Annotated in this window: 13 protein-coding genes and 1 pseudogene; 9 read left to right on the forward strand and 5 right to left on the reverse strand. The window is 35.4% G+C overall.

Going from position 1 to position 10313, the window contains the following annotated elements; genetic code table 11:
* Positions 1 to 309 precede the first annotated feature (309 nt).
* The gene (locus ACIF8R_RS14280) at positions 310 to 1467 is read left to right on the forward strand and encodes a glycerate kinase (protein ID WP_396481470.1); all 1158 of its coding nucleotides are present in this window, start codon (positions 310 to 312) and stop codon (positions 1465 to 1467) included.
* Here ACIF8R_RS14280 and ACIF8R_RS14285 read toward each other — a convergent pair.
* Positions 1464 to 2030, reverse strand: coding sequence for a TetR/AcrR family transcriptional regulator (locus tag ACIF8R_RS14285; protein ID WP_274785589.1), 567 nt, complete (start codon positions 2028 to 2030; stop codon positions 1464 to 1466). The two genes, ACIF8R_RS14280 and ACIF8R_RS14285, sit on opposite strands and share 4 nt — an antisense overlap.
* Positions 2031 to 2152: 122 nt before the next feature.
* On the opposite strand from ACIF8R_RS14285, the gene ACIF8R_RS14290 reads away from it, so the two are divergent.
* Positions 2153 to 2938, forward strand: coding sequence for an SDR family NAD(P)-dependent oxidoreductase (locus ACIF8R_RS14290; RefSeq protein ID WP_396481472.1), 786 nt, complete (start codon positions 2153 to 2155; stop codon positions 2936 to 2938).
* A 33-nt stretch (positions 2939 to 2971) separates the two neighbouring features.
* A complete protein-coding gene (locus ACIF8R_RS14295) occupies positions 2972 to 3577 on the forward strand; it encodes a nitroreductase family protein (RefSeq protein WP_311086751.1) in 606 nt (201 codons plus the stop codon).
* Positions 3578 to 3677: 100 nt separating this feature from the next.
* On the opposite strand, the gene ACIF8R_RS14300 is transcribed toward ACIF8R_RS14295, so the two are convergent.
* The gene (locus ACIF8R_RS14300) at positions 3678 to 4232 is read right to left on the reverse strand and encodes a TetR/AcrR family transcriptional regulator (RefSeq protein ID WP_396481475.1); all 555 of its coding nucleotides are present in this window, start codon (positions 4230 to 4232) and stop codon (positions 3678 to 3680) included.
* Positions 4233 to 4947: 715 nt separating this feature from the next.
* On the opposite strand from ACIF8R_RS14300, the gene ACIF8R_RS14305 reads away from it, so the two are divergent.
* The 4 genes from ACIF8R_RS14305 to ACIF8R_RS14320 all read left to right on the forward strand — a co-directional run bounded on the left by ACIF8R_RS14305 (position 4948) and on the right by ACIF8R_RS14320 (position 7463).
* Positions 4948 to 5454 (forward strand): hypothetical protein, encoded by a 507-nt coding sequence (locus tag ACIF8R_RS14305; RefSeq protein WP_396481477.1) that lies wholly within the window; start codon positions 4948 to 4950, stop codon positions 5452 to 5454.
* A 194-nt stretch (positions 5455 to 5648) separates the two neighbouring features.
* The gene (locus tag ACIF8R_RS14310) at positions 5649 to 6167 is read left to right on the forward strand and encodes an SRPBCC domain-containing protein (protein WP_396481479.1); all 519 of its coding nucleotides are present in this window, start codon (positions 5649 to 5651) and stop codon (positions 6165 to 6167) included.
* Between the two features lie 21 nt (positions 6168 to 6188).
* Positions 6189 to 6605, forward strand: a complete 417-nt coding sequence (locus tag ACIF8R_RS14315; protein WP_396481481.1) for a MerR family transcriptional regulator — start codon at positions 6189 to 6191, stop codon at positions 6603 to 6605.
* Between the two features lie 48 nt (positions 6606 to 6653).
* A complete protein-coding gene (locus ACIF8R_RS14320) occupies positions 6654 to 7463 on the forward strand; it encodes a PhzF family phenazine biosynthesis protein (protein WP_396481483.1) in 810 nt (269 codons plus the stop codon).
* 113 nt (positions 7464 to 7576) lie between these two features.
* Here the strand turns inward: ACIF8R_RS14320 and ACIF8R_RS14325 are convergent, their stop codons facing one another.
* Together ACIF8R_RS14325 and ACIF8R_RS14330 are read right to left on the reverse strand one after the other, a co-directional pair.
* A complete protein-coding gene (locus tag ACIF8R_RS14325) occupies positions 7577 to 8317 on the reverse strand; it encodes a hypothetical protein (RefSeq protein WP_396481493.1) in 741 nt (246 codons plus the stop codon).
* A gap of 138 nt (positions 8318 to 8455) precedes the next feature.
* Positions 8456 to 8875: a hypothetical protein gene (locus ACIF8R_RS14330; protein WP_000750919.1), complete on the reverse strand. Its 420-nt coding sequence runs from the start codon at positions 8873 to 8875 to the stop codon at positions 8456 to 8458.
* A gap of 278 nt (positions 8876 to 9153) precedes the next feature.
* Here ACIF8R_RS14330 and ACIF8R_RS14335 point away from each other — a divergent pair, with 278 nt between their 5' ends.
* Together ACIF8R_RS14335 and ACIF8R_RS14340 are read left to right on the forward strand one after the other, a co-directional pair.
* Entirely contained in the window at positions 9154 to 9411 is a 258-nt protein-coding gene (locus ACIF8R_RS14335) for a YjhX family toxin (protein ID WP_002048597.1), read from the forward strand.
* A 32-nt stretch (positions 9412 to 9443) separates the two neighbouring features.
* A complete protein-coding gene (locus tag ACIF8R_RS14340; RefSeq protein ID WP_396481486.1) occupies positions 9444 to 9950 on the forward strand; it encodes a GNAT family N-acetyltransferase in 507 nt (168 codons plus the stop codon).
* Positions 9951 to 10115: 165 nt separating this feature from the next.
* Here the strand turns inward: ACIF8R_RS14340 and ACIF8R_RS14345 are convergent.
* A pseudogene (locus tag ACIF8R_RS14345) lies at positions 10116 to 10313 on the reverse strand (hypothetical protein); the annotation flags it as partial.

The raw sequence follows: 10313 nt of genomic DNA on the forward strand, positions 1-10313 counted from the left end.
TACCCATGAGTAGAGTCTGCTTTTTATGTTATTGCTCATCTTTTAAAAGCCGGCTCAACCGCTCTTATAATATGTGCCATATTATTTACAATTACAATCATTCAGCCCAAGCACATTATTTATATAAAAACATATAAAACAATGAGTTAAAAATTTAGTAGCTGTAATTTTTACAGATAAAAACATTATTGGGTTTCATTTTTAACAGTTTGAAAGCGTTTTAAAATTGACACTTACATGGGTTTATCTATGGTTTTTTGGTATTAAGCAGTATAAAACAATGAGAAACTTATCCTTATTAGAGCATTTATGAAGGTTTTGATCGCCCCTGACTCATTTAAAGACAGCTTATCTGCTTTGAAGGTAGCGCAAGCCATTGTCAAAGGGTGGCAAGCGGTTTTTCCTCATGCAGAAACTGTTTTGTGCCCAATGGCAGATGGTGGTGAAGGAACCATTGAAGCTATTTTAGAAGTCTGCAATGGTCAATGGCGTGAAAAAACTGTAGTCGGGCCATTAGGTCAGCCTGTTCAGGCCAAATGGGGTTGGTTAGAAAAACAAAAAATTGCCATCATTGAAATGGCTCAAGCGAGCGGCATACAGTTAGTTCCACCATCTGAGCGAGACGCTTGCCACAGCACAACGTTTGGCACAGGCCAGCTCATTCTGGATGCTTTAGATGCAGGCGCAAAAGACATTATTTTAACTGTGGGCGGTAGTGCAACCAATGATGGCGGCACAGGGCTACTCAGTGCTTTAGGCGCAGTTTTGCTCGATGCTAATAAAAATGTTTTACCCGCAGGTGGCCTCGCTCTAAACAACCTATCACACATTGACTTAACACATTTCGACTCACGCATTGAACATACACGGTTTTTACTGGCTGCCGATGTGACCAATCCACTCTGCGGTCCAAAAGGCGCATCTCATATTTTTGGCCCACAAAAAGGGGCTTCCCCTGCTCAAGTACAGTTACTCGATGCAGCACTTGCCCATTTTGCCGATGTCACGGCACAACTTTTAGGTTTCGACAAACGAGATGAAGCAGGCTCAGGTTCTGCTGGCGGTTTAGGCTTTGCAGCCAAAAGTTATTTAAATGCAGACTTTAAAGCTGGTGTTAAAGTCGTAGCCGAACTGAATCAACTTGAGCATAAAATTGCTAACGCAGATTGGGTCATTACAGGCGAAGGTAAATTTGACCAACAAACCTTAAGCGGTAAAACCGTATTTGGGGTGAGTCAAATTGCTAAGGCGCACAATGTTCCCGTTATTGTGATTGCAGGCGCTTTAGGCGAAGGTTACCAAGCGCTTTATGAGCATGGCGTTACGGCTGCTTTTTCACTCGCCAATGGCCCCATTACATTAGAACAGGCCTGCGAATATGCAGCAGAACTTATTTATGAAAGAACCGTCGATATTGCGAGATTAATTCAGTTTAGCCAAACCAGTTTAACGGATAACAAAGCTTAATCGGCTAATTTTAAAAGACTTTCTTTGCAGCTTTCCAATATTTCATCGCTAAGGTTTGATTGGTCTAGGCATGCGCGAGACAAGGCAATTGCCCCTACAGACTGAGCAAGAATATTAATGGCTTGCTTTCTCAACTCTTCTGTTTCTAAAGAAACTTGTTTGGCTCGTTCGTTCATAATGAACTGAATAAGTTGCTCAATGCCTTCTTCAAATTCGACTTTTACTTCGTCTGGCTGTCTAGCGGCATCACAAGATAGTGCAGTTAAGGTACAGCCCAAATCTCGATTATCTCGATGAGTGCGGGACACATAAAGCTGAATAAATTGAGTTAAGTTTAAACCTTCTATTCTTTTTAAAACCTGCTCAAGTCCATGTTTAACAGTAATTGAGACAAGGTCAGTCTTCGAAGTGAAATGTTTATAAAAGCCGCCGTGGGTAAAACCTGCGCTAGACATTAACTCGGCAATGCCGACCCCATCGTAGCCTTTGCTACGAAACAGTTGAGTCGCCTTTTCAACAATTTTATCTCGGTTTTCTTTTACCTGAGTTTTACTGACTTTCATGTTGGCGCACCCACTTTTATTCACCCTACTGGTCATAATTATACATTGATTATGATTGACATCAAAAATTAGTTATTTTAGATTATGATCATCATCTAAAAATTAAAGCGTGGAGACATCACATGTCAGCTCAATCAAAAGTACTTATTACAGGGGCTTCGTCAGGGATTGGTTCTGTTTATGCAGACCGATTTGCGCAACGTGGTCATAAGTTAATTCTGGTGGCACGAGACACAACCCGTTTAGATAAAATCTCAAAAGATCTTCAAGAAAAATACGGTGTACAGGTCGAGTTCATTCAAGCCGATTTATCAAAGGATCAAGACATCAGTAAAATTGAAGATGTACTTAAAAACGATGCCGATATTGAAATTTTGGTAAATAACGCAGGTATTACACTAAGCGGGAACTTTTTAGCTCAGGATATTAAAGAAATTGAAACACTCATGACTTTAAATATGACTGCGGTGGTTCGGTTGTCTCATGCAGTTTCAGAGCAACTTGTGCGTAAAGGTAAAGGCTCAATTATTAATTTAGGTTCTGTGGTTGGGTTGTCCCCTGAATTTGGCTCTACCATTTATGGTGCAACTAAGTCCTTCATACATTTTTTTAGCCAAGGTTTACATTTAGAGCTAAAAGATCATGGCGTGCATGTGCAAGCGGTATTGCCTTCTGCCACTAAAACCGAAATTTGGGAACGTTCAGGCATCGACTTAAGCCAAGTTCCACCATTAATGGATGTCAATGATTTGGTCGATGCTGCTCTAATCGGCTTTGATCGCAAAGAAACAATTACAATTCCTGTGCTTAAAGACGAAAATCAATGGAATAATTTTGAAAAATCACGTATCACTTTACTACCAAACTTTTCTTCGGCTGAAGTAGCTCAACGTTATAAAGCTAACTAGTATTGCTACCCACCTCTTAATTAGGAAAATCTTATGAATGTTATTGATGCTCTCCGTAAGCGCCGTGCAATTAAACGCTTCGACCCTTCTTTTGAATTATCTGAAGATAACAAGAAAGAGTTATTACAAGAAGTTTTAGCAAATGCACCAAGTGCTTTTAACTTGCAACATTGGCGTCCAGTGATTATTGAAGACACTGAGTTAAGACAAAAAATTCGTGCAATTGCTTGGGACCAGCCACAAGTTACAGAAGCATCTTTACTGATTGTGTTATGTGCAAAAGTAAATACATGGGAAGTTGATGCTAAACGTGTATGGGATGGTGCGACTCCAGAAGTTCAAAATATTATGGCTGGTGCAATTGACCAGTATTATCGTGACCGTCCACAAACTCAGCGTGACGAAGTGATGCGCAGTGCGGGTATTTTTGCTCAAACCCTCATGTTGCTTGCTCAAGAACATGGTTTAGATAGCTGCCCAATGGATGGTTTTGACTTTGACGCTATGGCGAAGCTCATTAACTTACCTGAAGACCACGTAGTATGTTTAATGATTGCAGTTGGTAAGTCGGCTTCCGAGCCTTACCCTCGTGTGGGTAAACTTCCTTACGACGATGTCATTATTCAAAATACATTCTAAGTCGTTATTCAAATTTTAGGCTTTCATCCTATTTGTTCTTTTTATTATAAATAGCTGGAAGCCTTTAATTTGGTATTTATTATAAAGTGGTCTTTAGTTTCTATTTAAACTGTCTTAAAAAGCGCATTAATAATCTCTCATTTTCATCGGCCTGTTCTGATATTAAAAGCTGAAGAATTGCGCCATCAATCATATATAAAAACAGTCTGGCATCAGTAAAAGAAACATCAGCTTTGAGTAATCTAAGCTGGCTATAAATTTCATTGGTCAGCCATGTTCTGTACCTCACCGCAGTTTGATAGGCATTTGGATAGCTGTTTTTAGTTTCAAAAATGGCCTTAAATAATAAGTAATATTGCCCTTCTAAGTTGGTATGTAATTCATAAAGAGTCGTAAGTTTATCGATTGTGCTTGTGTCATGGTCGTACTCCACCATTGCAACCACTTGGTCTTGCAGCCGTTCTTTTTGCACGATTAGACAGATATCAATGAAGCGTTCTTTCGAGTGAAAATAGTTATAAAACGTCATTTTATTCACTTCGGTTTCTCTCACAATTTTGTCGACACCGACCATGTGAAAGCCACCGTAGTGGAACAAATCAATCCCTTTTTTGACCACCTCAAAAGCACGTGTTGGGAGAATTAAATTTGGCATAGTTTTACCGTTATAAAATAAATTGTTGTTGTATATAAATGAGATATAAAAACCTTTTAATTTTTTAAAGCTGAAAAAAAGGCGTAGCAAAGCCTATAAAGGCTGTGCTTGGCACATCTCAAGTTTTATTGTTGCTGCAAGTTTTTAGTCGTGACGATTTAAAGCCTGATTTGCCGCATGGCGATCAAACTTGTTAAAAACTAAGTTGTGTTGTTATAGCTTTTGGCAAAGGTTGCCAAGAAATAATGGATGTGCAAAGCCAACTCCTTTTTATAGGGAGTTCTGCCAGACATTTATAGAATTATGGTGGCAGAACGGAAGAAGGTTCGCAGACTAGTAATAACTCAAACTAGCACACCCGTAGGTGTCCCTCTCCCGTCCTACCGCTACGGGAAAGGGACGAGTAGCTACCACACAAGAGTATTCCTCAGAAGAAATGTCTCTGATGCGGGAGTTATTATGCAGTCTGCGACGACTGGCTAGCAATGTGGCTAGCAGGCAAAGAATAGTGCTCAACCCTTTTGCAGTCAAGCACACAAAATGACATTTGTTTTAAATTAGATCATTAAAAAGTAAGGATAAATAATGGGTGATTAATTGTTAAATGGGGGTTTATAAAGGGGAAGATAATTGGCTTGGAAGGCTGTTTTATTCAGCTGTAAAGATTGCATACAAGGTGTATTATGTTGATTTTAAATAATCTAAATTATTCAATATGAAAAAATTAGATGTCCAAATAAGTAAGATAACAGAAGTAAAAAATCCTATTTACTATGGAGATGATCTCTTACATTTGTATATTCATACTGAACAAGCAAGCTATATTCAGTTTTTTTGCTTGGATTTGTTTTATTACATAGACAATATTAATGAGTTACTTGCCTGTATTCTTAATCAAGAAACAAGGGGAGACTATTCATTTAGAGAATGGATTGTTAATACAGAGTTTAAAGAAATATCTATCCAAGAATTAGTAATACAAACTAATCGTCTAATAAATCAATTAGATATGATTTTAAAGGAATCTCCAGAGAACTTAGGTGCCAAATTCTTGAAAGAATACTTATGTACTTTAAATTTTGAAAATACTACAAATAGTTATGAAATTTTAGGTTGCTCTAAAATTGTCCCTAATAGTCCTGATGAAGGTGGCCCAAATTATCAGTTTTTTTGGGAAAATAAGGGAAAATTATATTTTTTGCATATTCATTTAGAATCATAAATTCTTCTATTTAATACAATGGGCATTATCTGAAGTATAAAAATAAAAAGTGCTCCACCCTTCCTTCTAGATTTCACAAAAGAGATTTTTATTTGATACAACCCAATTTAACGTGCAGGAAAAATTTTACTTGAGCTTAGAGTAAGCTCCAACCTTAGAATCATTATAGTATTTAGTAACAAAGGTACTTTTTGATGAAAGTAATTTTTACTTTGGTTGTATTTTCTGTGTTCATTCTTTTGTTTCATCATAAAAGGATTGAAACAAAGATTGTTATAAATCAGCCAATAGATCATGTTTGGCAAACGTTCACATGCACTTCATCGTATCCGAAATGGAATACATTATTTGGTATTGATGGATTCCCCACCCATGTAGGTCAACAAATTAGTATAGATTTATACAATGAAAATAGAAAAGTGCAATTTACAATACAACCAGTAATAAGAAAAATGGATAAATATCACTTAGAATGGGAAGGAAAACTCTATATAAATGGATTATTTAATGGTCGACATCAATTTATTTTCACTAAAATTGATGCCAATACAACTCAATTAGTTCAAGCAGAAGATTTTAATGGGCTACTTGTACCTATTTTAAATTACTTTGTTATTCAACCTACAAAGTTAAATTTTGATAAAATGAATAGATCCTTCAAAAAATATATTGAAAGTCAGAACTTAAATAATAATACCTGTAAAATATCGTAGTTAAAAAGTAAGGACCACTGAGTGAATATTAGTCAAATTTCAAAAAAATATGGACTATCATTAGATACTTTGCGTTTTTATGAAAAATGTGGAGTATTAGTTCCCGAACGATTAACAAATGGTTATAGAAGCTATCAAGAAATACATGAACAGAAAATTAAATTAATTATATGTTTGAAAAATATTGGATTTACTCTAGAAGAGATCAAACAACTCATTGAACTTGGAACAAAACCTCCTTCTGAAGAGTGCAATATTATCTCCAATCAATTGATTGATAAAAAAATAGAGTTGATTAGTCAGCAAATTAAGTTGTTTGAATATGGAAAAGATACTCTTCAAGAGGTAAAAAAATATATTAAAGATAATTCTTTTGTCAAAAATCAGGACAAAATTCAAGATATGATTGAAACCTTGTACAAGCTTTCAAAAAATTAAATATAGAAATACTGATATTTATCAGAATACAATGAATAGGAAATTATAATGAAAATGTATCAGGTAGATGCTTTTACTGATCAGTTATTTTCAGGAAACCCAGCTGCAGTCGTAATTACTAAACAATGGTTAGATGTAGAAATAATGCAAAATATTGCCATTGAGAATAATTTATCCGAAACAAGTTTTGCTCGTAAAATTGATGAGCAAGTCTACGAAATTAGATGGTTTTCACCAATAAAAGAAGTTCAATTTTGTGGATATGGAACTTTGGCAACTAGTTTTATAATTTTTCAAGAAAACCCTCAAATCAAATCTATTACATTTCAAGTCAAACAAATGGGTGAATTTTATATTCAGAAGCAAGAAAATGGCTTTATTGCAATGAATTTTCCCGTCCAGATTCCTGAAAAAATTCATAATATTCCACAAGAATTGAAGGAAGCATTGCAGTATAAAGTTGAGGAGGTTTATATCAATCCTCAAGCCTACATTGTTGTTTATGAATCAGCAGAGGCTATTTTACAAGAACAGCCAGATTTTGAAAAAATCAAACAGCTTGGTGGAAGACGAGTTGCAATTACCGCAAAGAATGATTTATTAAATCCTGAATATAAAAACATCGATATTATCTCCCGCTATTTCACACCATCAATGGGAATTGATGAAGATCCCGTGACAGGCTCCTTACACACATCACTTATTCCATTATGGAAAGATGAAATTAATAAGAACGATATTATTGCTTATCAGGCATCGAAGCGTGGAGGAATATTGCACTGTAGAATGCTGGAAAATAATAGAATCGAGATTTCAGGACAATGCCGCTTATATATGGAAGCTAAACTTTTTCTATAAGCTAACTAAAGTATCAACAAATAATCTGATATTGAAATTATTTAGAATTAGCCATGACTTAGTTGCAAAAAAGCCCCTATTTCTACAGAGGCTTTTTTCAATTCAACAACTTATTATTTATAAAACCAAGGTTTCTTTGGCGCAGTCCCACTATATGCAGGACTAACTTTAATTGGCCCCTGACCTTTTTCGCATTGTTGAACACCCCACTCACTCGGGCGAAAACGTGCATTAGCTCCATCAGGCTCAGGTTTACCAAATTCTTTTGCAATATCATGATCAATAAGTGGTATTTCAAGTAGCACGATGTCTTCACGAGAACAGGTGATGGTAGGACGTTTCGTATCGTAAACCCATTCACCATAGCCATCGGCCTCATTAGGATCAAAGCGCATAACTGGACCTACATGCTGATCCCACGCCAATTCCATTCGAGAAGGCTCCATCGCAGTTACCCACATTCCTGCAACCTGTACAGGATGAGGGAAACGTACCGCCTGTAATCCACGTAAGCTAAAGGGTACTTGTGGCTCACCGTTGTCAAAAGCATCGTAACGACTAATTAAACTCCCTTTAGGAATCAACAGTTCGCCATATTGTGCATCTTGAGATAAAACGAAATGGCTGCGACGTTCCTTGTAATGCTGCTTAAGAGCAATCTCATACTTTACCGATTCAGTCATATAAAATAAATAACCTGCCCACAGGTCACATATTAAGGCCACTAGCGTAATAAATAATGTTTTTTGAGAGAAAAACCTCACAGGCTTTTGAGACTTCTTTCGCCAAAAGAATAGTGCTTTCACCAATAGGCCTAGTGTTAGTACAACACCAATCAATGGCGCAATAAACAACAGGAAAATTGCAAAAACCGAGAATGTCTGTACAGGTATCATAATTATTAAATCTTTAACTTCATTTTTTCCAAAGGTGGGTCACCAAAAAAATTGTATATACGTGTATTAAAAAACAAGCCCTATAATTCACAGGCACTATTTTATAGTTTTAGCATTTTCACATACTAAATTAAGCATAGCTAAATCATTGTCACCCGTGGCTTTCATTACTTCACTCTTTTTATCGCTCTTGTACTTAAGTTCACCATTATTTTTATCACCAATCATAAAGTCTAAAATCTGTATCGTCTTATGTGAACAGTCAAAAGCCATATGAAATTGTGCGATATTATCTTTATCAAAATCACCTGTATAAAACTTTGTTTCGGGTACGCCAACTAGTTTTCTGGTAGCAGTAATTTTAAATTTACTTTTACTTGGTAAATAAAATTCGATTGAATCTAGTTCAAAAGCATAAGCGATATCTTCTTGTTGATAATAAACTTCTTCTGCTTGAATACTATTTGAAAAAGCTGCACAGGTAGCGAAAATTAGGCTAAAAATTGTTTTTTTCATTTACTAAAACTCATACATAACTTTTTGTTGCCTGATTTTATATAAATGAAAGGTCTATGAATATAAAAAACATTTGTTATTAAGTGATATATACAGTTAATATATCCTTTGAATAAAAGTATCCCCCTTCTAAAAGAGGTTTATATGTTGGAGATAGTAATCACCTGATAATCACTCTCAATTTTTATTATTGAGTTGATTATCAATGTCGCAATTTTTCTGTGGTCATGTTTCTGATCACCTCTATTTGCACGTTTGATTATTATCAAGGCTCCAACATGAATCTTTCAAAGTTCGAACAACGAACTCTCCATGTCCTTGCCAAAGGCGGACATATTAAATACCAACGTAACGCATCAGGCACAGTCTATTTCGTTGAATGCTATACACGAGAAGGTTTTGTGCTATCTGATTGTTCATTAGATGTGTTTAAAAAGCTAAAAGCAAAACGCTTAATCAAGTCTAAAAATAGCCAACCTTATCAAATTACATTGTTAGGGCTCCAGACTGTCCGCCCTCAACTAGACAATCGTTGATATAAGTTGCTATTTATTAAGAGAAAGAAAATATGAATATTATAATTCGAGATGAACAACCCGAAGATATTAAAAATATCGAAGCGTTGACGAAAGCCGCGTTCTTAAATGAAGAGCATTCTAGTCATACTGAACAATTTATTGTGAATAGCCTTCGGAAACATAAGCAACTCACGATCTCTTTGGTTGCTATAGAAGATGGCTTAATTGTAGGTCATGTGGCTATTTCACCAGTTACAATCACGTCAGGTGAAACTGGTTGGTATGGCCTAGGCCCTATTTCTGTATGCCCAAATAAACAAGGAATTGGCATTGGTTCTCTTTTAATGAATGCAGCTCTTCAAAAGTTAAAAGAATTAGGCGGAAAGGGTTGCGTTCTATTAGGTGATCCAAATTATTACAGTCGATTTGGTTTTAAATCATACCCAGATTTAAATTTACCTAATGTACCAAATGAATATTTTCAAGCTATAAGCTTCACTAATCATATTCCTTCAGGAGAAGTTACTTATCATGAAGCATTTATGGCAACTGAATAAATAAGTTCGCTTACCACACATAATAAAAAGCCTCTGTTCTACAGAGGCTTTTTATTAACTTAACATCGCAAGTTTATATAAAACATTAAAAAATAAATAATTACGCATCTTCATAAATTCATACATTAGCTTTAAATCAACTCTAATTTCTAAAATTAACAATATTTAGTCTTCACACTCAACTTTTTTATGCATCAATAAAAAAGCTAAACTTTTATCAACCAAATTACCTGATAGAGGCTCTTTTCTACTATCCATAGTTAAATTTATAGAGGTTTTCATAAAAAAGTTCCCAAGTGAAATACATAGCAAAACTAAGGCTATATAAATAAAACTATTCTTAATTTTTATAAAATATACAAT

This window comes from Acinetobacter sp. ABJ_C4_1 (assembly GCF_044538495.1).
GTDB lineage: Bacteria > Pseudomonadota > Gammaproteobacteria > Pseudomonadales > Moraxellaceae > Acinetobacter > Acinetobacter nosocomialis_A.